Source organism: Ruminobacter sp. RM87 (genome assembly GCF_000701925.1).
GTDB classification, from domain to species: domain Bacteria; phylum Pseudomonadota; class Gammaproteobacteria; order Enterobacterales; family Succinivibrionaceae; genus Ruminobacter; species Ruminobacter amylophilus.
The window spans coordinates 1-23819 of sequence record NZ_JNKD01000016.1 but is presented as its reverse complement, the minus strand read 5'-3'; the positions used below and the strand labels follow the sequence as shown (position 1 = coordinate 23819).

Annotated in this window: 17 protein-coding genes and 1 tRNA gene; 7 read left to right on the top strand and 11 right to left on the bottom strand. The window is 43.4% G+C overall.

Annotated features, from left to right (window positions below):
• Positions 1 to 106: 106 nt before the first annotated feature.
• The 4 genes from parE to T489_RS0105170 form a co-directional block, all read right to left on the bottom strand.
• On the bottom strand, positions 107 to 2023 hold the full coding sequence (gene parE / locus T489_RS0105185) for a DNA topoisomerase IV subunit B (protein ID WP_031578987.1): 1917 nt from the start codon (positions 2021 to 2023) through the stop codon (positions 107 to 109).
• A 201-nt stretch (positions 2024 to 2224) separates the two neighbouring features.
• The gene (locus T489_RS0105180) at positions 2225 to 2812 is read right to left on the bottom strand and encodes a YqiA/YcfP family alpha/beta fold hydrolase (protein ID WP_031578986.1); all 588 of its coding nucleotides are present in this window, start codon (positions 2810 to 2812) and stop codon (positions 2225 to 2227) included.
• On the bottom strand, positions 2813 to 3649 hold the full coding sequence (gene cpdA / locus T489_RS0105175; protein WP_051621806.1) for a 3',5'-cyclic-AMP phosphodiesterase: 837 nt from the start codon (positions 3647 to 3649) through the stop codon (positions 2813 to 2815).
• Positions 3650 to 4124: 475 nt separating this feature from the next.
• Entirely contained in the window at positions 4125 to 4742 is a 618-nt protein-coding gene (locus T489_RS0105170) for an NUDIX domain-containing protein (RefSeq protein ID WP_031578984.1), read from the bottom strand.
• A 488-nt stretch (positions 4743 to 5230) separates the two neighbouring features.
• On the opposite strand from T489_RS0105170, the gene T489_RS0105165 reads away from it, so the two are divergent.
• Positions 5231 to 6577 carry a dihydroorotase gene (locus tag T489_RS0105165; protein ID WP_031578982.1) on the top strand — a complete coding sequence of 449 codons (1347 nt, stop codon included), beginning with the start codon at positions 5231 to 5233 and terminating at the stop codon, positions 6575 to 6577.
• 439 nt (positions 6578 to 7016) lie between these two features.
• Positions 7017 to 7739 (top strand): two-component system response regulator ArcA, encoded by a 723-nt coding sequence (gene arcA, locus T489_RS0105155; protein WP_031578981.1) that lies wholly within the window; start codon positions 7017 to 7019, stop codon positions 7737 to 7739.
• Between the two features lie 301 nt (positions 7740 to 8040).
• Here the strand turns inward: arcA and T489_RS0105150 are convergent, their stop codons facing one another.
• From T489_RS0105150 to gltB, 6 genes are all read right to left on the bottom strand, one after another.
• Positions 8041 to 8403 carry an Hpt domain-containing protein gene (locus T489_RS0105150; RefSeq protein WP_031578980.1) on the bottom strand — a complete coding sequence of 121 codons (363 nt, stop codon included), beginning with the start codon at positions 8401 to 8403 and terminating at the stop codon, positions 8041 to 8043.
• Positions 8404 to 8406: 3 nt separating this feature from the next.
• Complete coding sequence (locus tag T489_RS0105145; protein WP_031578979.1) at positions 8407 to 10248, bottom strand: ATP-binding protein; 1842 nt, start codon at positions 10246 to 10248, stop codon at positions 8407 to 8409.
• 109 nt (positions 10249 to 10357) lie between these two features.
• Positions 10358 to 11674 carry a glucose-1-phosphate adenylyltransferase gene (gene glgC, locus T489_RS0105140; RefSeq protein ID WP_037318820.1) on the bottom strand — a complete coding sequence of 439 codons (1317 nt, stop codon included), beginning with the start codon at positions 11672 to 11674 and terminating at the stop codon, positions 10358 to 10360.
• Positions 11675 to 11866: 192 nt separating this feature from the next.
• Positions 11867 to 12799 carry a tRNA modification radical SAM protein MnmL/YtqA gene (locus T489_RS0105135; protein ID WP_031578977.1) on the bottom strand — a complete coding sequence of 311 codons (933 nt, stop codon included), beginning with the start codon at positions 12797 to 12799 and terminating at the stop codon, positions 11867 to 11869.
• Positions 12800 to 13071: 272 nt separating this feature from the next.
• Complete coding sequence (locus tag T489_RS0105130; RefSeq protein ID WP_031578976.1) at positions 13072 to 14574, bottom strand: glutamate synthase subunit beta; 1503 nt, start codon at positions 14572 to 14574, stop codon at positions 13072 to 13074.
• Complete coding sequence (gene gltB / locus T489_RS0105125) at positions 14575 to 19209, bottom strand: glutamate synthase large subunit (RefSeq protein WP_031578975.1); 4635 nt, start codon at positions 19207 to 19209, stop codon at positions 14575 to 14577.
• A gap of 922 nt (positions 19210 to 20131) precedes the next feature.
• Here gltB and T489_RS0105120 point away from each other — a divergent pair.
• The 5 genes from T489_RS0105120 to T489_RS0105100 all read left to right on the top strand — a co-directional run bounded on the left by T489_RS0105120 (position 20132) and on the right by T489_RS0105100 (position 23299).
• Positions 20132 to 20446, top strand: a complete 315-nt coding sequence (locus T489_RS0105120; protein ID WP_031578974.1) for a hypothetical protein — start codon at positions 20132 to 20134, stop codon at positions 20444 to 20446.
• A gap of 190 nt (positions 20447 to 20636) precedes the next feature.
• Complete coding sequence (locus T489_RS0105115; RefSeq protein WP_031578973.1) at positions 20637 to 21338, top strand: 5'-methylthioadenosine/adenosylhomocysteine nucleosidase; 702 nt, start codon at positions 20637 to 20639, stop codon at positions 21336 to 21338.
• A gap of 55 nt (positions 21339 to 21393) precedes the next feature.
• The gene (locus T489_RS0105110; protein ID WP_157608061.1) at positions 21394 to 22305 is read left to right on the top strand and encodes a helical backbone metal receptor; all 912 of its coding nucleotides are present in this window, start codon (positions 21394 to 21396) and stop codon (positions 22303 to 22305) included.
• A gap of 182 nt (positions 22306 to 22487) precedes the next feature.
• Positions 22488 to 23099: a Smr/MutS family protein gene (locus T489_RS0105105; RefSeq protein WP_051621803.1), complete on the top strand. Its 612-nt coding sequence runs from the start codon at positions 22488 to 22490 to the stop codon at positions 23097 to 23099.
• A 115-nt stretch (positions 23100 to 23214) separates the two neighbouring features.
• Positions 23215 to 23299 (top strand) — tRNA-Tyr (locus T489_RS0105100).
• A gap of 271 nt (positions 23300 to 23570) precedes the next feature.
• Here the strand turns inward: T489_RS0105100 and T489_RS0105095 are convergent.
• Positions 23571 to 23819: transposase domain-containing protein (locus T489_RS0105095; protein WP_051621802.1), on the bottom strand; the 249-nt coding region annotated here is incomplete at its 5' end.

Here is a 23819-nt window from a genome sequence, read left to right as displayed (position 1 = left end):
AAAACACTGAGACGGAACAGCCTGATTCTCTCTCAATCAGAAACATTCACACTCTAAGTATATATCCTCGGTCCTGGTTGTTACAGCATGAATAATTAAAAATGGGTTAGTCTTCAACATCTGCCAGATAACCTTTGGTTGCCAGCCATTCCCTTCTGTCAGCTTCCCTCTTGTTTTTCTTGGAAAGAAGCATGTCCATGATGCTGTAGGCCGCCTTCTCATTGGTTTCATCGAGAGTAAGTCTCACCAGACGTCTGGTGGCCGGAGCCATAGTGGTTTCTTTAAGCTGTGAAGCATTCATTTCACCAAGACCTTTGAATCGGGTAACCTCAATATTTCCCTTATGCTTGGTACTTAGCTTTTTAACCAGATTCTCCTTTTCCTCTTCATCCAGAACATAATAGCTTTCTGTTCCCTGCACCACACGGAACAGAGGAGGCATGGCCACGTAAAGATGACCTTCTTCGATAACCTTAGGGAAATGTTTGGCAAACAGGGCACAAATCAGGGTGCCGATATGCAGACCGTCAGAATCCGCATCTGCAAGAATACAGATTTTACCGTATCTCAGCCCGCTGAGATCATCAGATGAAGGGTCAAGACCAATAGCCACGGAGATATCCTGAATGGTATCAGATTCAAAAATTCTGGCCGTTTCAACATCCCAGGTATTCAGAATTTTACCGCGGAGAGGAAGAACAGCCTGATATTCGCGGTCTCTTGCACTGTTTGCGGAACCGCCTGCAGAATCACCTTCCACCAGGAACAGCTCCCCTCTTAAAGGATCTGTACTGGTGCAATCCTTCAGTTTTCCAGGCAGAGTAGGACCGCCAACCACTCTTTTTCTGTTTACGGTCTTGGCGGTTGTTGTTCTGGCCGTGGCTCTGGCAATACATATTTCAGCAATGGCATTTGCCGCTTCAATGTTGGCGTTAAGCCAGAGAGTAAAACTGTCCTTTACGGCATTCACAACCAGTGATGCACATTCTCTGTTTGACAGTTTTTCCTTTGTCTGACCGGCAAACTGAGGTTCCGGAATTTTCACCGACAGAACAAAAGAGATGTTATCCCAGGTATCGTCTATTGTAAGACTCACGTTTTTCGGTAGCATGTTGTGAATATCACAGAACTCCTTAAGAGCACTGTTGACCGCTTGTCTAAGGCCGTTGACATGAGTACCTCCCAAAGGAGTAGGAATCAGGTTGACATATGATTCCGAAACCGTTCCTGCCGACTGGCTCATCCATACGAAAGCCCAGTCAACAATCGCATCTTCCACTTCCATATGACCGGCAAAAGGCTCCGGTGAAGGAACGTATGAGGCCTCACCAAGTGCGGTAACAAGATATTCCTTTAAATCGCCCTTGAAGCACCAGCTGTATGTTTCACTGGTCAGTGTATTCAGAAAAGTAATGGTAAGCCCCGGACAGAGAACAGCTTTGGCCTTAAGCAGTGCAATCATGGAACTTACACGGAAATTTGTACGCTCAAAATACGTCGGATTCGGTTTGAAACGGATTTTTGTTCCGGTGTTCTTTTTTCCCACCTCTCCTATAACATGAAGATCCTCTACCTTGTTTCCGTCGGCATATCCAATCTTATACACCTTGCCGTCACGCTTGATTTCAGCTTCAAGCTTTTCAGATAGGGCATTCACCACACTCACACCAACGCCGTGCAGACCGCCGGAGAAGGAATAGTTACGGTTTGAGAATTTACCGCCGGCATGCAGTTTACCGAAAATCAGTTCCACGGCCGGCACCTTTTCCTGAGAATGAATGTCCACAGGCATGCCTCGACCGTTATCGGCAACCTCCAGAGACTGATCCTCATACAGAACCACGTCTATTCTGGTGGCAAATCCCGCCAGAGCCTCGTCAACACTGTTGTCAATAACTTCCATACCCAGATGATTTGGTGAAGAAGTATCAGTATACATCCCCGGACGTCTGCGAACAGGATCCAGACCTTCAAGAACTTCAATCGAATCGCCATTATATTCATCTAAAACATCTGTTGACATTACCATCACCTGAAATAGAAAGAGGTTTGATACTTACAATCTTGCCTAAACCGTATTTATACTTTGATTTCATTAATATACAGCCGGACAAAAGCCTTAACTGCAGGCTTTTTCACGTCCTTTGGAGGTCTATTATAACATACTGAAATATTTGAAAGGAAAAGCCTCTTGAAATTTATCAGAGAGGCCTGTCAGGAAAAATCAGTTTATAAGGAATCGGATTATTTCAGGAAGATAGAATTCATAATGATCAAACTGATGACAGCCGCCGTCCTCTATATGAACCAGTGCACTGCGTCCCAGAAGCACGCTGGCATCGACATAATCCAGCAGTTCATCCCCTCTCTGAAGAAACAGAGCCAGATTTTTTGTATTAAGCTCGTATGATTCCGCTATTTTTTTTGCATCCTCAACATGCTTTTCGGTAATTTCGAACTCATCTCCGGTATAAACGTTTATCTGCTTTCCCTTAACCTGTTCAAGGAAATTCCACGGATACACACACGGATTTATCAGTACGGCCTTAAGGTTGTACTTAGCAGACAGATACATTGACAGAAAACCGCCCATCGAACTTCCGATAAGACACACCTTTACCCCCTGATTAAGATACTTCTCAACAAGAGAACACATGTCGGCAAAAGCCTCTGCGGGGGTATTTGGAAGATCCATGGCATCAAAGGAAAGATCCACCTCATAGTCGTGTATGTAATCCTTTGTCTGAGTCGCCTTCACGGCTCTGGATGAGGACTTGAACCCGTGAACATATAAAACCACAGTGTTATTCATTTAGTACCCGCCTATCGCAAAATCAGGTCTGAACGACTCAAAAGGCAGACGATACACATCAGTGGATATGCCTCCGTCAGGAGTGAATGTTATGTACCTCCACCCCGGTCCTTTGCTGTCCAGGCCGAAATTAAAACTTAAAGGTTCAAACTGAATACTTGTGGCAGGAGAAGAAATAAATCTTATTCCGTCTCTTACAAAATCCGTTTCCTGATGCACATGTCCGCAAAGAACAAGCTTCACTTTCGGATAGTGAGAAATAAGCTCAAGAAGTTCTTCCTTATTTCTCAGCTCATGCTGATCAAGCCATGCGCTGTTTACCCTGTAGGCATTATGATGCAGACACACAACCGTATAAAGTTCCGGATGATTATCCAGACACTGTCTGAGATAATTGAGCTCTTCCGGAGTTATCCAGCCGAATGGTGCGTTGTAGACCTGAGTATTAAGCAGTACGAACTGCCATTTATCAACTATTACGTTCTTGGCGACACTGACTCCCACGGTTGGGAATACTCTGGCCATTTTTGGACCGTCATCATGATTGCCCGGAAGCCAGAATACCGGCTGTGAGAAAGAATCGTGCATCATTTTGGCGAAATTGATATAGGACTGTTCGGAATAATCCTGAGCAATATCACCTGTAGCAATTATCAAATCAAATTTTCTATTCTGTCTGAGAACAGCATCAATCACAGCCTGAAGACTTCCGGCTGTATTGATACCTAAAAAGCCAGTATTCAGATCCGCAAACAGATGCGTATCAGTAAGCTGAAGGATACTGAATGCCCCGTCAGCTCTGGAAGGCTTTACATATTCTTTATCAAAATCTTGCACTGATAATAAAATCCTATATTGCTTGATGCTCCAAAAATCACCTACAGGAAAAGAAAAAGGAGCATTCCCATGCACTGTCAGAAATCACCCGTCCGACAGCAGTACGGTCATTTTGCATTACCGAATGACACATTCTTTTATGACTGCTGTTGTTTCTGCGTTCAATATTTTTTATTGAATGATTTCCTTAAGTTAATGTTTCCCGCAAAAAGCTAAAATTAACTTCAGTTCATCTTTCCGAAACGACTCTGATTCAAAGCGAATCAGAGCTCACCCCACCGGAAGACTGAAGAAATGATCAGTTGTGCAGCTATTGATGTATCACAAACGACACAAATTAACGAATTGATTTACTACAACAATCGAAAACAATTTTATATATATTTATAATAAAAAACGTAAAAATAAATCATAAAAACCATAAAAAAATTTTTTGTTTTTATAATTTTTGAACAATCACACATTTATTACAGAGCTACTCAGACAGAAAATTCTTTCTGATATTTTCTCTGTGAAGGGCCAGATACTGAATTCCGATAATGGCTATGGCATTACAGAAATCTCCGTTTTCCAGCATTTCATATGCTTCAGAAAAAGGCACCGAAAAAACCCTTATGTTCTCATGCTCTGTCGCAAGTCCGTGGATCCCGCAGGCTTTTGAAGCATCAACCATACCAATGTAGAGATCGATACTTTCAGTTGATCCGCCCGGAGTAGTAAAAAAGCGGGTGGCAAACACGGCTTTACTGCATTCCACTCCGGCTTCTTCCCTGACTTCTCTAAGTACGGTATTCAGAGTATTATGCCTGTCCTTTTCATCAACAATTCCGGCTACCACTTCAAGCAGCCACGGATTCTGATCTTTTCTTATTGCCCCCGGACGGAACTGTTCGATAAGAATCACCTCATCCCTGACCGGATCATAAGGAACCAATGCAGCGGCATCACCTCTTTCAAAAATTTCACGGGACATAGGACCTATGATCGTGCCGTCAAAGCCCTCATAACTCACCGTATACCGATCCATACCAAAAAAACCTTTATACAGTGGTTCAGTTCCATGCAATGTATATTTTAAATGTTGCCGCCGCATTAATTTACCGTTTAAAAAGTTGTAAGACACGCCTCGGAATATTCCCGCAACCCTTTTCTCTGCTGATTTTACATACAACAAATTCAAAAAATTGTGAAAGAAAATGTTTTCATTATAAAAAGACAGTGATTTATAAAAATTATTTTTATCTTGCTTAACTGTCTTTCAATAAAAAACGATTAAAATCTAATCGTTTTAACATTTTTATCATTTTTTTATTACATTCTATATACTTTACACAACTCTTGCAAAGTATGACAGAGAATATGCTTCCAAATACCATTACATTGTCTATATTTTCACCAGAAAACGTCATGTTACTCATTTTTACCCACAACTGTTCCTGCTGATATTTTTGTTTTGTAAATTAGAGTAGAGTAAAATAAAACACGGAACTTGAACATCAATGCTTACACCGGCTGTTTCACGCCCACCGTTTTCACGGAACCGTGCAGTCCGCCGGTACACATACAGGATTATTTATCAAAATGTCAGCCACACTTTTAAAAAACGCTACATACATAAATGAAGGCTGTACCAGCCAGAGAGACATTCTTCTAAAAAACGGCCTGATTGAAAGAATTGACACAAGCATTCCTGCTGATGACAGCTACGAAATCATCGACTGCAGAGATATGCTTGTACTGCCAGGCGTGATAGACGACCAGGTTCACTTCCGTGAACCCGGCGCAACCCACAAGGCTACCATTGCCACTGAATCAGTGGCTGCAGTGCTTGGAGGAACAACTTCATTCATGGACATGCCGAACAACAATCCTCCGGCAGTAACCATTGAAGACATCATGGCCAAAAAGGACATAGCGGCCAGAAATTCATACGCAAACTACTCTTTCTACCTCGGTGCAACCGAAAACAACATGGAAGAAATACAGAAAATAAACCCTGCTGAAATCTGCGGCGTGAAAATCTTCATGGGTTCTTCTACCGGCAATCTTCTTGTTGACAAGGATGAGGCTCTCTACAATATATTCAAAAACTGTCATGTTCTCATAGCCACACACTGTGAAGACAATGCCCTGATTAACAAAAACATGGAAGAATTCAAGGCTAAGTACGGAGAGGAAAATTTAAAACCTTACATGCATCCGCTCATCAGAAATCACAAGGCATGCTACAAATCAACCAAAAAAGCCGTGGATCTGGCACTTGAAACCGGAGCAAACCTCCATGTTCTTCATCTTTCAACGGAAGATGAAATTGAGCTGTTCAGACCTTTTGCTGACATCAGCCTGGAACAGAGAAAAATAACAGCCGAAGCGTGTGCGCACCATCTCTTCTTCAATGACAAATCATACGAAAGACTCGGTAACAGACTGAAATGCAACCCTGCCGTCAAAACCGAAGAGGACAGAAAGGCTCTCATAAGTGCAGTGGAACAGGGAATTATTTCAATTATTGCCACCGACCATGCTCCTCATACTCTGGAAGAAAAGAATCAGCCTTTCTACAAAGCTCCGTCCGGATTACCTCTGATTCAGTATTCACTGCTGGCCGTCCTTGAACTGGTTCATCGCAATGAACTTTCTCTTGAAGCTGCCGTAACGGCTCTAAGCCATAATCCTGCCGTAAGATTCAATATCGACAGAAGAGGTTTTATAAAGGAAGGATATTTTGCCGATATAGCTATTGTTAAAAACGAGGAATTCACCGTTAAACCTGTGGATATCGCTTCAAAGTGCAAATGGTCTCCGTTCCTGGGATACACATTCGCCAACAGAGTGATGCATACATTTGTTAACGGCAACCACGTAGTCAACAACGGAATTTTTGTTCCGAACAATATTTTCGGACGAGATCTTCGTTTTAACAGATAATCATATTGTTTCATCCCGGAACCGGCGGTTCGAAATTATTACCGGTTCCATTTTCTCTCCGTCGGACATCACCGGAATCAGTTCCTTAATGTCATTTTCAGAGAGTAAACAGCATGATGTTTTCATGAAAGCATTCATATGAGTTGTGTTTAATCAGCAATTATAAAGTACACATTTCTGATAAAAAGTTGGATAATTTAACTAAAGTTTCTTTTGTATAACATTTTGATAACATTTATTGTTTTTTTATCTGGAAAAACCCTCACATTTCTTGTTAAATGCTATACTAGAATTAGTCAAATTGTTAAAATTATAAATAAATTAGAAAAATATTGTGTAAATTCATGCCGTATTTTACTTATTTATAACAACAATGCAATTTAATAGACTTTTTTTATAAGTCAGAAGATTCGAAACAAATTATTCAGGGATTTTAATCATGTCTGCTGCAACTGTACTGATTGTTGATGATGAACCTGTAGCATGTAAAATGGCTACGTCCATATTCAACGCCGAAGGGTATGAAACCCTTATTGCCGGTAACGGTGACGAAATGCATGAGATTCTCAGCAGTCGTCAAGTCGACCTTATTCTTCTTGATATCAACCTTCCCGGTAAAAACGGGCTTATCCTCGCCAGAGAAATCAGAGAGAAGGGTGATATCGCCTTAATGTTTGTAACAGGACGTGATAACGACATTGACCGTATCCTCGGACTTGAAATCGGTGCAGATGACTACATCACCAAACCATTCAATCCCAGAGAACTGACCATCAGAGCCAGAAACCTCATCAACAGAACAAAATCCAAAAAGGAACCTGTACAACAGTTTGTTCCTACCGCTTCAGAAAAATATGAATTTGACGGCTGGGTTCTGGAAACCAACAGCCATGACCTGATCAGTCCGTCAGGTGTTGAAACCAGACTTCCAAGAGCCGAATTCCGCATGCTCCAGTATTTCTGCGAACATCCAAAACTCATTGTTACCCGCTCAGACCTCATGTTCTTCATGATGGGACGCGAGTTAAAGGAACATGACAGAACCGTTGACGTTACCATCAGAAAACTGCGCCGTCATCTGGACAGCGAAGATGCTCAGAATCTAATCGAAACAATTTTCGGTGAAGGTTATCGCTTCGGAGCAGACGTTAAGGTATCATAAGAAAAAATCCGGTCAATCCTTACACAAGGATTGACTGTCCACATCCCTGAGACAGTCATGCAAGAACCGGAAAACTCTTTTAAGAAGGACGTGAATCCCCTGATTCACGTTTTTTTTGTTACCCGAATATAAAACCTGAATTCATTTTCGTAAAGGTGTGCATCCCTTAACCTGCTGACGTAAGTATACAGCCGAAGACAAACCGGCCATATTCATAAAATAAAGCGTCACCCCACTTCGGAAGCACGAGGAAATACTTGTTCAATTCAGAGAACAGTCTTATTGATGCTCCAAAACTGCATTACATTCCGGAAAGAGTCATAACAAAATTTCTGAGTTCCTTTGTATCAGCCAGAATATCTTCCCTCAATTCGATAATTCTGCTGTTCAGAGCATATGAATCACGTTCTTTCAACAGTTCAAGTTCGATTTCCTTGGCCTTGGAGGAAACTCTTGTAAGACCTATTGAGCTGGCAGCTCCTTTAATCTTGTGAAGTTCCTTACCTGCTTCCTCAAAGCCATTCTTGTTGAAATAGCTCATGCAGTTGCCCAGATAGTCTTCAACACTGTTAAGAAACATATCTATGCCTTCACAGATAGGTCCCTTTCCCGCGATGCTGACAAACTCGTTAACGTATTTTATATTTACAATATCTGTTATCATTTATTATTCCTGATATTTTTGTAGGTTTTCTACCAGTTTACTCAAAGATAAAGGCTTGTTCATCACTCCGTCAATATGATGCTTTTCATATTCCTGCCTGTCATTTATAACATTGGCAGTCAGGGCAATCAGAGGAATTCTGCATCCCAGTTCATTAACGAACACGTCAGCCACATCAAAGCCTGTCATATCCGGTAACTGCATATCCAGCAATGCAAGATCCAGCTCCTCACTCTTGAATAAATCTATAGCTTCCTGACCAGTTTTAGCCACAAATACCTTGTGTCCCAGCTTTTCCAGCATTGTTCTGGCTACAAGAATGTTTAAATCAACATCTTCAACCAGCAATACTCTTAAACTTGTTTTCACCTGTCTGCTTTCAGATACACCATCTGTCTGCTTGAAGGAGAATTTAACGGTAAAAGTACTTCCCTTTCCAAGTTCACTGTCAAGATGAACGGAACCGTTAAGTGCCTGACACAGATTCTTGGTAACATGAAGTCCGATACCGGTACCGGTTGACTGTTTTGTTCCTTCAACCTGATAGTAAAGACCGAATATCTTCTCCTGTTCTTCCTTGGCTATACCTATACCGGTATCCGTTATCGCAAAGGAAAGTTCAGCGGCGTCTCCGTTCATATGCTGCTTCACATTAATGGTTATGCCGCCTTTCTTGGTGAATTTGATGGCGTTGCCTGTCAGATTCCAGAGAATCTGACGCAGACGTGTCGGATCAAGCAGAAGATACTCAGCCACCTTTCCTTCGACATTAAATTTGAAATCAAGGTTCTTCTGTTCCGTCATGAGATGAGACAGTGTTTCAAAATCATCCAGAAAATCCTGCCACTTGACCTTTTCATAAATTACGTTAAATGTCTGACGCTCAAACTTGTTCAGGTCAATAACATCATTGAAGATATTGCCCAGCGTAACCGCACTGACGTTAATAGCCTTAAGATTACGCATGTCATCTCCGTTAAAACGACCGGTCTGCATAAGTATGTCACTTAACCCGACTATACCGTTTAACGGTGTTCTGAGTTCATGACTCAGAGTAGATATGAAATTACTCTTATCACGTGAGGTCTTTTCAAGAAGATCCTGCTCATACTTAAGTTTTGTTATATCGTGTCCGTACAGCATGATGCCTATCAGATTACCTTCCGCATTGACAGCTGGTCTTTTTCTCATCTGATAAACCACTCCGTTTATGGTGCTTTCATACGTTACGTCACTTTTATTCATTTTCAGAATATCATCGAACTTGGCAAAGATATCATCTAGCTCATGATCATCCTTCAGAAGTTCAACAAGCTGAGCCGCATCCTTGATTCCCAGCAGTCTGAGCATATTATCGTTACATCCCTTGATATTACCGAATTCGTCTCGGTACATAATGATATCGGGAGTGAGATCAACTATGGCAGAGAAGAACGTTGCCTGCTCTTCCAGTTCCTTTTCAACCTTCTTTTTCTGCCCGCGCAGAACTTCATGGTCTTTGGTGAGAGTAAGATTTCTGTCTCGCTGGTTAATCATGGCAACGTATGTTTTTGCCAGAGATTTCTTCATATCCTTAACCTGGGTTCTGGCATTTTCAACATCAGCGAACACCTGATAAAAGAAGAATACAACGAACGGGGTAAGAAGAGCTCCGTAGCATAGAGGCTGAATCACGTCATAAATGGAAATGGCGCCATTAAAGAAATAACTTAGGGCACAGTGTACAACGGTGATAAAAAGAGTCAGAAAAAAACCGAGCACGGCTGACAGATATACAACAGACTTCTGATACAACCTGCTAACCCAATGTTTTAACTTCTGCTCACAGACACTGTAAATATTCATGATACGTTATACCAATTCCATTTGATTTTCTGCCGTTACATTTCACTTTCTGTGAAAATACGCCGGTAACGGCAGCGTATATTACATCTTCACGACTGTCACGGGGGCTTTAATTATTGTAGTGACAGTACTCCTCAAAATTCTCAAACAGCCAAGGTTCCTTCTTTCTGAGATCAGCCAGCATTCTGCGGGTAATCAGTGTTACTCCGCCTTCAGATCTGTAGAATCTGCGTTCATCCTCTTCCTTGTTTTCTCCGACTACCAGATTTCTAGGAAGCTCGCAGCCCCTGTCCAGAATAACCCTGGTTATACGGCAGCCTCTGTGAATAACACAGTCAGGGAAGGCTACGACTTCGTTTATAAAGGTAAAAGAATGTACGCGTACGTTATAAAACAGCACGCTCGAACAGATCGATGAGCCACTGATAATCACACCCGCGGCGATTACGCTGTTTCTGAGGATGGTTGAAGCTCCGTTCAGATCCTGTACATACTTTGCACTAGGAAGCTGCATCTGGTATGTCCATATCGGCCAGTCCTGGTCATATATATCCAGATCCGGTGTTACAGATGCAAGATCCATATTGGCCGCCCAGAACGAATCCACGGTTCCGACATCTCGCCAGTAAATCTGATTCTTGGCTCTGTTGCACACGCAGGAAATACTGAAATCATGAGCATGAGCCTTACCCTGACTTACCAGACGGGGAATGATGTCCATGCCGAAATCATGACTGGAATCTTCAGTCTGCTCATCTTCATAAAGTACGTCATAGAGGAATTTAGCATCAAAAACATAAATACCCATGGATGCCAGGCACATCTTATCATTGTTTGGCATTGTTCTCGGATTCTTTGGCTTTTCATCAAAGCTGGTGATCAGTCCGTCATCGTTTACAGTCATGATTCCGTAAGAACTTGCCTGTTCTTTCGGAATAGGCACGCATGCTACCGTCAGAGGACCTCCGTGCTGAAGATGATCCAGAACAATCTTGGCATAATCCATCTTATACACATGGTCACCGGCCAGAATCAGTATGTACTGAGGACGGTGATCCTTGATTATGTCAATATTCTGATATACGGCATCTGCTGTCCCCCTGTACCAGTGAACCTCATCAATTCGCTGCTGGGCAGGAAGCAGATCCAGAAATTCATTGAACTGGTTACGCAGAAAAGACCACCCGGCCTGAAGATGTCTTAACAGACTGTGTGACTTATACTGCGTTACCACACCTATTTTGCGGATTCCCGAATTAATGCAGTTGGATAATGCAAAATCGATAATTCTGAATTTACCGCCGAAATATACAGCAGGCTTGGCTCTGGTATCAGTCATCTGATGTAATCTGCTGCCTCTGCCTCCGGCTAAAATGATAGCCATGGTCTTTTTGCTGGCCTGACGTGCACTTAATGATTCTGCCATTTCCACATTTCCAATATTCGAGAAAAAAATAAATCAGTTTCAGCTTTTCCGCAAACGGAAAAGCATCAATTAAAACACATACGGAACAATTATACAAAACATTTACAAATTACTTTGAGCATTGCTCCACAGTTTGTCAATGTTAAATCCCGACTTTCAGGAAAATTCATACTGAGAAATCCGAAAAAAAGCCTAACCTCTGCTGATGCCGTCATATATGTACGGTCTGCCTATGGCAGTCCCCTGCCCTCCTTTTTCAGCAAGTATCTCTCCGATTTTATCTATGCACGGCCACCGCTGCGTAGACCACATGGGAGCTATAAGCGAAGCATCCTGAACTGAAGCCCCTATTCGTTCATACATGATTTCCGGCGGTGTATACTGAATCAGTCTGGCGGCGATTTTCGCATATTCAGCAAGTTCAAGAACCGATATTTCTCCCCTGCGGTACATCGCGGCCATGGCACTGCCTTTAACAATGTGCAGCTGATGGAGCTTAAGGGCGTCCACCCCTTCATCAATTACCATCTGCAGTGTGGTGAGATTATGAATCAGTTCCTCTCTAGGAAGACCTATTATCAGGTGAGCACAGACCTTTATCCCTCGACTTCTGGCACGGTTGACCGTATCCGCGTACTGAGAAAAATGATGATGTCTGTTTATCAGATCCAGAGTTTCGTCAATTGCACTCTGCAATCCAAGTTCGAGCCACACCTCCTTCCCTTCATCCTGATATCTTTCCAGCAGATCCAGTACTTCATCGGATACGCAGTCCGGTCTGGTTCCTATGCATATTCCGACAATATTGGGATATTCCAGAGCTTCTGAATACATTCTTTTCAGCAGCTGAAGCTCCGCATAGGTGCTGGTGTATGCCTGGAAATAGGCAAGAAATATTTTTGAACGTTTTTCAGGAGCCTGTGCCAGCTGTTCCGAAATTGACAGGCTCTCTTTACCTTCCCCGGAAAAAGAAGATATATTGCAGAATGTACACCCGCCTCTGCCGAGAGTTCCGTCGCGATTGGGGCAGGTGAAATTGCCGCTTAACGACAGTTTCTGCACCCTCTGTCCGAAACGTCTTTTAAGATAATCACCATAGGTATTCAGATACTGATTAATATGCATATACTGTTACAAACCGAAAAACTCACATGCGTAAAATACTGCAAAACAGAAAAACAATCCTCACAGGCAGTGTGGCGGCAGATGACTTATTTTTCCACAACTTTTAAATGTACTGTGAAATATTAACTTAAAACTAAAAAAAAACAAATATCCGCCATGTCATTCTCCTGTCCGCAATAATTCACATCAATTTATCGAGACATAAAAAAAGAGTGAACGGAAGCAGATAGTTTCCCGTTCACCCTTCTTAAAAAGCCTTTTATGCTATTTTATCAGCATGCCGGCAGAAGACTCATACCCATAAGATACTTATCCACAGCTCTGGCACAGCGACGACCTTCACTCATTGCTCTCACAACCAGTGACTGACCGCTTCTCATGTCCCCTGCGGCAAACACCTTTGGAACGCTGGTCATAAAACCTGATTCAACATCAGGATCCGGCACTGCAGCCGCATTGCCTCTGGCATCTCTGGCGACTCCGAATCCGTCCAGAACGGCATCCAGCGGATGAACAAAGCCCATTGCCAGGAATACGTAATCAGCCTTCAGTTCGTGTTCAGTTCCTTCCTTGTTGACCAGTTTTCCGGCCTTGAATTCACATTCACTTACCTTGAGAGCAGTAACCTTTCCGTCCTTACCGATAAACTCATTGGTATTCAGGCTGTACAGTCTTTCACAACCTTCCTCATGAGAGGTGTAGGTTCTGAAGATTCTCGGCCATTCAGGCCATGTGGCCAGTACGTCATATTCAACAGGAGGCTTTGGCATAACTTCAATCTGAGTTACTGAAGCCGCGCCCTGTCTGTTGGCAGTACCCACGCAGTCGGCACCGGTATCACCGCCGCCGATAACCACCACATGCTTACCCTTAACATTGATAGGGTTCTTACCGCCGCCGTTAACTTCCTTGTTCTGACCGATAAGATATTCCAGAGCAAAATGAATATTGCCCAGTTCTCTTCCCGGAGCCTTCAGATCTCTAGGAGTTTCTGAACCTCCGCATAGAGCAATGGCATCAAAGTTATCCATAAGTTCCTTTGGACTTACAACAGCAGTAGCATCACAGCGAACACCGTGAGGCAGTTTGTCTGTATCGGCAACAAGGGTACTGGTACGGAAGGTAATGCCTTCTGCTTCCATCTGATCCATACGACGATCAATGAGAGACTTCGGAAGCTTGAAATCAGGAATGCCGAATCTCAGAAGTCCGCCGATATGATCATTCTTTTCAAAAACAGTCACGTCATGACCTGCACGGGCAAGCTGCTGTGCACATGCGAGACCGCTAGGACCTGAACCTATTACGGCAACCTTCTTTCCGGTTTTAACTGTAGGAATCTGAGGTTTAACATAGCCGTGTTCCCATGCGTAATCAATAATCTTGCGTTCAATAGAACGGATCCCCACGGAAGTGGTATCTTCAGCGGTACCTACTGTTCTGCCGCTGATACCCACGCTGCACGCAGCTTCACAGAGAGCTGGGCATACACGTCCGGTAAATTCAGGGAAACTGCTGGTACTGTGCAGAACCTTGATTGCAGTCTGGTAATCCCCCCTGTAAACAAGATCATTGAAGTCAGGGATGTTGTTGTGCACCGGACACTTGTTGTTACAGAAAGGAACACCGCAGTCCATACATCTTGCCGCCTGAATTGTAGCTTCATCATCTGTCAGGCACGGGGTGAACTCGTTAAAATTCTTAACACGTTCAGCAACACTGAGGTGCTTGTCATTTATGCGAGCATATTCCATAAATCCTGTTGGCTTACCCATTTACGCGCCCTCCTTTCCGTTAGACTGCAACACAAGTGCATGACGGTATTCTTTAGGGAATACCTTTACAAAATCGCTGAGGCTGTCCGCCCAGTTGTTTAAAATATCCTTGGCTCTCTGACTGCCTGTCAACTTGGCATGATTTTCAACAAACTTTCTCAGAATGTCTTCATCAGCCATGCCGCAGTGACGAGGTTCGGCCATGTTCTGTTCTGAAGAAGGAAGAACCTTTTCCAGATCTACGGAAGTCAGGTTGCATGAATCAGCAAATGTACCATCAGGATCATAAACATAGGCAATACCGCCTGACATACCTGCCGCGAAGTTACGTCCGGTCTTGCCCAGAACGATAACGGTACCGCCGGTCATGTATTCACAGCCGTGATCACCAACACCTTCAACTACAGCTGTTGCACCTGAATTTCTTACGCCGAATCTTTCACCGGCCACACCGCTGATATAGGCTTCACCGCTGGTTGCACCATAGAAGCAGGTATTACCGCAGATGATATTTTCATAAGAGTTGGCGGTGAAATCACGGCGAGGATGAATAATCAGCTTACCGCCTGACATACTCTTGCCGACATAGTCGTTTGCTTCACCGGTAAGTTCAACGGTTATACCACCGCAGAGGAAGGCAGCAAATGACTGACCTGCAGTACCGGTCAGACGAAGAGTTATGGTATCGTCTGCAAGACCGTGGTCACCGTATTTTTCCGCAACGGCACCGGAAAGCATGGTACATGCCGTACGGTTCACGTTGGTGATTCTGCCGGTAAACTCAACCTTTTTACCCTTATTGATGGCATCTGCCGCACTTGAGATAAACTCGTTATCCAGCGCCTTTTCCAGACCGTGATCCTGGAATTCAGAATGTCTGATTGCAGTGCTTTCAGCTCTTTCAGGCTGATAGAAGATCTTGGAGAAATCCAGCCCCTTAGCCTTCCAGTGTTCGATACCCTGACGCTTGTCAAGATATTCTGAATGACCGATAAGATCATCAAACTTTCTGATACCCATGGAAGCCATGATCTGACGAACTTCTTCAGCAACGTAGAAGAAATATCTTACAACGTGTTCCGGACGACCGGCAAAACGCTTACGCAATTCAGGATCCTGAGTTGCCACACCTACCGGACAGGTATTAAGCTGACACTTTCTCATCATGATACAGCCTGATGCAACCAGAGGAGCAGTAGCAAAACCGAATTCATCCGCACCGAGGAGAGCACCGATAACAACGTCTCTACCTGTCTTGAGCTGACCGTCAACCTGTACTCTTACACGACCACGGAGACGGTTAAGAACCAGGGTCTGCTGAGTTTCAGACAAACCGAGTTCCCAGGCGGAACCTGCGTGCTTGATTGATGATGCAGGTGAAGCACCTGTACCGCCGTCATGACCTGCGATTACGATATGATCCGCCTTGGCTTTGGCAACACCTGCCGCAACGGTACCGATACCTACTTCTGATACCAGCTTAACTGAAATTGAAGCCTTCGGATTAACGTTCTTCAGGTCGTGAATCAGCTGAGCCAGATCTTCAATTGAGTAGATATCGTGATGAGGTGGAGGAGAAATAAGACCTACACCAGGAACTGAGTGACGGAGAAAACCGATATATTCGGAAACCTTGTGTCCAGGTAACTGACCGCCTTCACCAGGCTTTGCACCCTGTGCCATCTTGATCTGAATCTGATCAGCGTTCACACAGTATTCAGCGGTTACCCCGAAACGTCCTGAAGCAACCTGCTTGATGGCGGAACGAAGACTGTCACCCGGTTCAAGTTCAATATCTCTTGCCACACGGCCTTCACCAATGATTTCAGAAAGCTTGGTCTTCTTGGTTACCGGCTGGAAACGTCTTGCGTCTTCACCGCCTTCACCGGTATTGGACTTACCGCCGATACGGTTCATGGCAATGGCCAGATTGGTATGGGCTTCAGTAGAAATAGAACCGAGAGACATTGCACCTGTAGCAAAACGCTTAACGATTTCCTTTGCAGGCTCTACTTCATCAATGCTGATTGGACTGAACGGAGACTTGATTTCAAAGAAACCGCGAAGAGTCAGATGTCTCTTGGTCTGATCATTAATGATCTGAGCATATTTCTGATAGGTTTCGGCATCATTCTGACGTACTGCATGCTGCAGATTTGAAATGGCGTCTGGAGTCCACAGGTGATCTTCCCCTCTTACACGGACGCTGTATTCACCGCCGACATCAAGACTTTCAGCAAGAAGAGGATCCTTACCAAAGGCCGCGTTATGAAGATTAATGGCTTCCTGTGCGACTTCAAACAGACCAACACCTTCCACATTGCTTGCGGTATTGGTGAAGTACTTGTCAACAAATTCACGGGTAAGACCGACAGCTTCAAACACCTGAGCGCCGGTGTATGACATATAGGTTGAAATACCCATCTTTGACATGGTCTTGCACAGACCTTTACATACTGCCTTGATGTAATGATGGATGTAATCTTCTTCAAGAGCCTTGTCACCCTTGGCAAGATCACGAAGGGTTTCAATGGCAAGATACGGATGAACCGCTTCAGCACCGTAGCCTGCGAGAAGAGCAAAATGATGAACTTCTCTGGCACTGCCTGTTTCAACAACCAGACCGGTACTGGTTCTCAGACCGGCGTTAACCAGACGTAAATGAACTGTAGAAGTAGCAAGCAGAGCCGGAATTGCCACACGATCCCTGCATACCTTGCGGTCGGTAACAATCAGAATGTTGGCGCCAGCCTTAACGGCATCTTCAGCTTCGCACGCAAGACTTGCAAGACGTGCTTCGATACCTTCCTTGCCCCATGAAAGAGGATAGGTGATATCAAGCTCATATGAACGGAACTTGCTGTCTGTGTACTTGGCGATGCTGCGGATCTGTTCCATGTGCAGTTCGCTTAAGATCGGCTGTTCGACTTCAAGTCTGATAGGAGGATTGATATCGGTGGAATTCAGCAGATTTGGTCTTGGTCCGATGAATGACAGCAGAGACATTACCATTTCTTCTCTGATCGGGTCGATTGGAGGATTGGTTACCTGAGCAAACACCTGACGGAAGTAATCGTAAAGAGTCTTGTCCTTCTTTGCCATTACTGCAAGTGCGGCATCGTTACCCATTGAAGCAAGAGGTTCCTGTCCGAGCTTTGCCATCGGAAGCATAATTTTGTTGATGTCTTCATTGGTATAACCGAACAGCTGCTGCATATCAAGAAGTGATGCTTCATGAGCAATAGGTGCAACGTTTCCTGAACGTTCGTCCAGTTCACCGATCTTGATGCGAATCTTATTGATCCATTCGCTGTATGGCTTTGCTGTTGCAAGGCTGTTCTTGATTTCTGAGTCGTCAATGATGCGCCCCTGTTCCATATCAATGAGGAACATCTTACCCGGCTGCAGACGCCATTTCTTCAGAATTCTTGAATCTTCGATAGGAAGAACGCCGGATTCAGATGCCATAACCACCAGATCGTCCTTGGTTACCAGATATCTGGCAGGACGGAGACCGTTACGGTCGAGTGTAGCACCTATCTGACGGCCGTCGGTAAAGGCTACGGCTGCAGGGCCGTCCCACGGTTCCATCATTGCGGCATGATATTCATAGAAGGCATGACGCTTCGGATCCATGGTGGCATGCTTTTCCCATGCTTCAGGAATCATCATCATTACGGCGTGTGCCAGTGAATAACCGCTCATGGTAAGAAGTTCAAGAGCATTATCGAAAGATGCGGAATCTGACTGCCCCGGATAAATCAGAGGCCATACCTTTTCCAGATCATCACCTAAAACAGGAGAATGAACGCATTTTTCTCTTGCTCTCATCCAGTTGACATTACCGCGAACGGTGTTGATTTCACCATTGTGCGCAATCATGCGGAACGGATGAGCCAGATCCCATGACGGGAATGTATTGGTAGAGAATCTCTGATGAACCATCGCAAGTGCAGACTGGCATCTGGTATCAGCAAGATCTCTGAAATATGTTCCAACCTGATCAGCCAGAAGCAGACCTTTATACACAATGGTTCTGGCAGAGAAAGAAGGAATATAGAATTCATGACAGTGTCTCAGGTTAAGATTCTTAATAGCCTTAGAACTGCGTTTTCTGATTATATAGAGTTTTCTTTCAAGAGCGTCTGTTACCAGAACATCCTTACCGCGACCGACAAAAATCTGTCTGATTACAGGTTCTGTAGCCTTTACGGTCGGAGACATCGGACAGTCGGTATCTACCGGCACGTCTCTCCACCCCAGAACAACCTGACCTTCTGCTCTTACGGCACGTTCGATCTCTTCTTCACAGGCCTTGCGTGAAGCGGCTTCACGAGGCAGGAAAATCATACCGACGCCGTATTCGCCTGCAGCCGGCAACTTCACTCCCTGCAGAATCATATCATCACGATACAGCTGATCAGGTATCTGAATCAAAATACCTGCACCGTCACCCTGTAATGGGTCGGCACCTACAGCACCTCGGTGATTGATATTTTTGAGTATAAGCAAACCCTGCTCAACAATACTATGACTCTTAATCCCCTTCATATGAGCAACGAAACCGACGCCGCATGCGTCATGCTCATTGGCAGGATCATAAAGCCCCTGGCTCTTAGGTAATGCTGAATCCATCACATCAAATCCTCTATATAACAACAATGTTGCCATTTATTCGAAACAGCCTAGCCGCTCCGATACAAAATGACAAACCTAAAAAATTATGTCTATATCCACTTAAGATATAAAAATTCTCACTTAATCAGTGCATTAAGCATAATTCATGCCACATAAAAGATTGTTTTAAATAAATATTTATTCATTTTTTATTTTCCAGGGAAAAGCCAGTCTACAAAGTTTGTTTTCAGAACAAAAACATGCATTATATTGTATGTAATGTATAAATATTCTAGTTTTATCAAAAATACAACTTAATCACTTTAACAGCAGTTCAAATCATTATTTTAAATAATTATGTATTTATTATGAATAATTATTCATTTTGCACTTAAAAATACCTGCCGAAAATTATTCTCCTTTTCTAAGCGCCCCAGATCCGGTTAAATTGCACTTTATTAGCGCACAGAAAAAGAACATCTTCCTACATTAGTCACATATTCAGTGCCATCAGGCCGATGGTTGAATTTTAACCGCCAGCAGTTTTTATCTTCTATCATGTTTTTATTTGGTTCATTCTGCACCAAGAATGTGCACATTCAGATATCTTTAAACAAATCTTAATCACAAGTTAAGATTCATTATCCTTTATATATATAACACTGGCAAAATCCCGCCTGCGAAACACATAACCTCATCTATATACCTCTGGCTGCTAAAAACACAGCATTTAATAATTTGTTTCCGACTGACATACTTTGTAACGCATTACCATCTCCCTGTCATATTAAAACACCATCCTGTTGCTATACTGAACACATCTGATGAACAGACATCAGACATAAATTTCAAGGCATCAGTTAATGCCATGGACTAATGAAACTCCGACTTGAAACAGGTCGGATCAGATAATGAAATATATAGAAAATAAGGATGAACCATGAAAAAGATCTTAGTTTCTGTTTTTGTATTGTTAAGTCTCTTTGCCTACAACACTGCCGCCGCCAGCGTAAACGTATCGGCAGGAAGCCACGGAGTATCCGTACAGGTAAATTCCGACAGCATTAATCACGCACATGCTTATGGACATTCGGGACATCATGTTCCCGCAAAACCTCATGTCATACACCATGAAACAGCTCATCACAAGCCACACCATCACCATGTTAAGCATCAGCCGAAGCTGTATGCCCATAACGGAGCTCACGGCCTCAGCCACCACCATGATCCGGTAAGAAATATCTACCACAGATAAAATCAGATACTACCGGATCGATACTTCAGAAAGCCATGACAGTGCACACCGTCATGGCTTTCTTTTCTTTGCAAACCGCTTATATGATTTCAGAATGGTTCAGCAGTATGGAAAGCCTGCGCTTTATGATAAAATTCAATTTAGTTTGGTTTTCATAACATCTACAGATTCAAAGGATATCGAAGTTACCATGATTTACGGAATTATCGGAGCAATGCCTGAAGAAATCGAGGCTTTAAAAAAGAATATTCAGAACATCGTCACTCACAAAATCGGCAGCAAGGAATATTACACCGGTCAGATAAACGGCAAGGAAGTGGTTCTTACCTGCAGCGGTATCGGAAAGGTTTCCGCCTCTCTTGCCACATCTTTAATGATTGCAAAATTCAATGCCGACGTCGTTATCAATACAGGTGTTGCCGGCGGTCTGAAACCTGAAACAAAGGTACTCGACGTTGTCATCGGAACAGCTGCCTGTCAGCATGATTTTGACTTGAGAATATTCAATTACAAACTGGGACAGGTTCCGGGGTTCGAACCTGTAATCACACTCAATCCCGAATACGTTGAAAAAACCAGAGAAGCTGCTCTTAAATCTGCCGAAAGCTACAATTTCCATGTACATACAGGACTTGTTATCAGCGGAGACCAGTTCATTGCGGGCAAAGAACATAATGAAGCTCTAATCAGCAACTTTCCGGATGCTTACGCCACCGAAATGGAAGCGGCTGCCATCGTTCAGGCCGCAGCAATTCTGGAAAAACCGGCCATCGTAATCCGCACCATTTCCGACAATGCAAATGAAAAGGCTGACATGACTTTCGATGAAATGCTGCCTCTGGCAACCAGAAACAGTCAGGACATAACCTTAAAACTTCTGGAAATCATCTAACATCCAACCGGTAACCGTGCTCTCCGTTACCGGTATTTTTTATTTTTATGCAGATATGATTAACTTAACCACCAAAATTATTTTACTGATTGTGCCCCTTTTGGTTGCTTCCATACTGGTAACCGATGCTTTACTCATTGACAGCAGTGCAACTGATAGTCATACCGTATCAACTGATACTCCTGTCACTCCTGTGACAGATGAAGTCAGAGTTGTCAGCTTTTCTCCGGAAATATCGGAAATAATCGCATACCTTGGTGGAATCGACAGTCTGGCCGCGACAGATATAAACAGTACATATCCGGATGAATTAAAGAAATTACCTAAAATTGCAGATTACTACAGTGTCAATCAGGAAGCACTGTCCGCTCTGAATTTCGACCATATTCTGCTAAGTCGTGATTTCAACGCTCTGATAATCAGCAAACTGACAAAATATCAAAACAAACTGCATATCTATTCCATTACAGACGGCAGTGATCTGCTGAAAGTCATTGAAGATCTGGGAAAAATCCTGCACCGGGAGAAACAGGCTTCGGATATCATCAACGACATACAGATGAAAATTCAGAATCTCAGAGAAGAACACGCTAATAAACATGTGATCAAAACAGCCATTGTTATCTGGGACAAACCACTGCTTACGGCAGGCGGGGAAACATTTCTGAACCAGGCGGTAAAAATCTGTGGAGGATCCAATATTTTCGAAAAACTGACCATTAAATTTCCATCTGTCTCTGCCGAAAAACTTATTGCAGGCAAACCTGATGTCGTAATCTCCCTGATTGATGATAACCAGAATCTGCCATCATCCCTGAAAAACAGAACAGTTGTTCTGACCAGGGAACAGCAGGACTCACTGATGAAAATATCTCCGAGAAGCTATGAAACAGGTATTCCCGCCGTCTGTCAGGCCATTGATTCCGCGAGAAATCTGGTTCACGACAAAACTCAGACAGCCGACTAAGGCATCAGACAGCCGTTCTTTGCCCTGTCATATGTAAATAAGTGCCAAAAACGATTATAATCTTCGCATACTATATCTTTCACAGTATCAGTCTGATAATTTCGCTTAATGACGATTATCCGTCACATGAAACAGCAGTCAACATTACCAGACAGTACCAGTATTAAAATAAGGATGAATAAATGAGCGCAAACAGTCTACCTCCTGATGAATTGCCGGACCAGGATACTCATGGTTCATTCAGTGATTTTATCCAGGGAGTAAAAAAGATAAAATCAAATACAGTGGAACACAAGAAACCACTTATGGATCCTAAAATTTCCCAGATGCTTAAAGACAGATGCACAGAGGAAAACAAGGAGGAAGAACTCGACTTCTTCTCCACTGCGAATATGGAATTCGTGGATCCCCTGGATACCATAAGCTACAAAACAGCCGGTCTGCAGTTTGGCGTCATGAGGAAACTCAAAGCTGGAGAATATTTCCCTCAGCTTGGCGTGGATCTGCACAACAACACCATTGAACAGGCTTACAAAAAGGTCAGAAAACTGGTAATCAAAGCCTACCGTGAAGATGTAAGATGTATCATCATTGTTCACGGCAAAGGGGAATTTTCAACACCGAAAGCTCTGCTCAAGAGTTATGTGGCACACTGGCTGAAGATGATGCCTGAAGTTCTGGCTTACCACACCGCCATGCCGTATCACGGAGACAAAGGCGCAACCTATGTTCTTATCAAGAAGGGAGAAGGTTCACGTCTTGAAACCAGAGAAATACATTCAAAAAGAAATTAATTATCATGAGAGCTTAAAACACTTTTTTGTCTAATATTCAAGCAAACAAACCAAAAAATAAAAAAAAGACTTTTATTTTTAAACTTTCATGATAATATACACACATCGAAAGCGTGGAGGGGTTCCCGAGCGGTCAAAGGGAGCAGACTGTAAATCTGCCGACTCTGTCTTCGAAGGTTCGAATCCTTCCCCCTCCACCATTCTGAAGACTTGGAGAGTGATTTAATCACTCTTTTTTTGTTTCTGCATATCTCACTTTTTTATATTCCCCAATAATCACTTCTCATTCAAAAACCAATGTCCTTCTGCTTTTTTATCAAGCCATGTCGTCTTTCATTTTCCGAACACACCAATCAGTCCGGTTAAAGCAGCGATAGAAGTAAAATGAACGTATGCGTGTAAGCAAATAGGGTTATTTAAAATTGAAGCTCACTGTGCTACTACCACAGTGAGTTTTTAAGATTTATTGGATTAGTCCTCGGAAGCTGTTTCAGCCTTACGCAGGTCTTCCAGATTGTTTGACCTGCAGTCTGCGGGGACCTTGTCTGACCACGGCAGAAGATGACTCATGTTGCTGAGTACGTTCTTCGGTCTTACCGAACTGATTTCCGTAAGAAGCCATTCAAGATATTTGTACGGAGCCAGACCGTTGGCTATCGCTGTCTGGATGATGGTGTAGTATCCGGCACTGACATCGGCTCCGTTCTCCGTGAAGTTAAA

What these genes read in the sequence shown, in the direction of transcription:
- parE (WP_031578987.1), bottom strand. Translation starts at nt 2,023, where the DNA reads ATGTCAACAGATGTTTTAGATGAATATAATGGCGATTCGATTGAAGTT.
- T489_RS0105180 (WP_031578986.1), bottom strand. Translation starts at nt 2,812, where the DNA reads ATGAATAACACTGTGGTTTTATATGTTCACGGGTTCAAGTCCTCATCC.
- T489_RS0105170 (WP_031578984.1), bottom strand. Translation starts at nt 4,742, where the DNA reads ATGCGGCGGCAACATTTAAAATATACATTGCATGGAACTGAACCACTG.
- T489_RS0105165 (WP_031578982.1), top strand. Translation starts at nt 5,231, where the DNA reads ATGTCAGCCACACTTTTAAAAAACGCTACATACATAAATGAAGGCTGT.
- arcA (WP_031578981.1), top strand. Translation starts at nt 7,017, where the DNA reads ATGTCTGCTGCAACTGTACTGATTGTTGATGATGAACCTGTAGCATGT.
- T489_RS0105150 (WP_031578980.1), bottom strand. Translation starts at nt 8,403, where the DNA reads ATGATAACAGATATTGTAAATATAAAATACGTTAACGAGTTTGTCAGC.
- T489_RS0105145 (WP_031578979.1), bottom strand. Translation starts at nt 10,248, where the DNA reads ATGAATATTTACAGTGTCTGTGAGCAGAAGTTAAAACATTGGGTTAGC.
- glgC (WP_037318820.1), bottom strand. Translation starts at nt 11,674, where the DNA reads ATGGCAGAATCATTAAGTGCACGTCAGGCCAGCAAAAAGACCATGGCT.
- T489_RS0105135 (WP_031578977.1), bottom strand. Translation starts at nt 12,799, where the DNA reads ATGCATATTAATCAGTATCTGAATACCTATGGTGATTATCTTAAAAGA.
- T489_RS0105130 (WP_031578976.1), bottom strand. Translation starts at nt 14,574, where the DNA reads ATGGGTAAGCCAACAGGATTTATGGAATATGCTCGCATAAATGACAAG.
- gltB (WP_031578975.1), bottom strand. Translation starts at nt 19,209, where the DNA reads ATGGATTCAGCATTACCTAAGAGCCAGGGGCTTTATGATCCTGCCAAT.
- T489_RS0105120 (WP_031578974.1), top strand. Translation starts at nt 20,132, where the DNA reads ATGAAAAAGATCTTAGTTTCTGTTTTTGTATTGTTAAGTCTCTTTGCC.
- T489_RS0105115 (WP_031578973.1), top strand. Translation starts at nt 20,637, where the DNA reads ATGATTTACGGAATTATCGGAGCAATGCCTGAAGAAATCGAGGCTTTA.
- T489_RS0105110 (WP_157608061.1), top strand. Translation starts at nt 21,394, where the DNA reads ATGATTAACTTAACCACCAAAATTATTTTACTGATTGTGCCCCTTTTG.
- T489_RS0105105 (WP_051621803.1), top strand. Translation starts at nt 22,488, where the DNA reads ATGAGCGCAAACAGTCTACCTCCTGATGAATTGCCGGACCAGGATACT.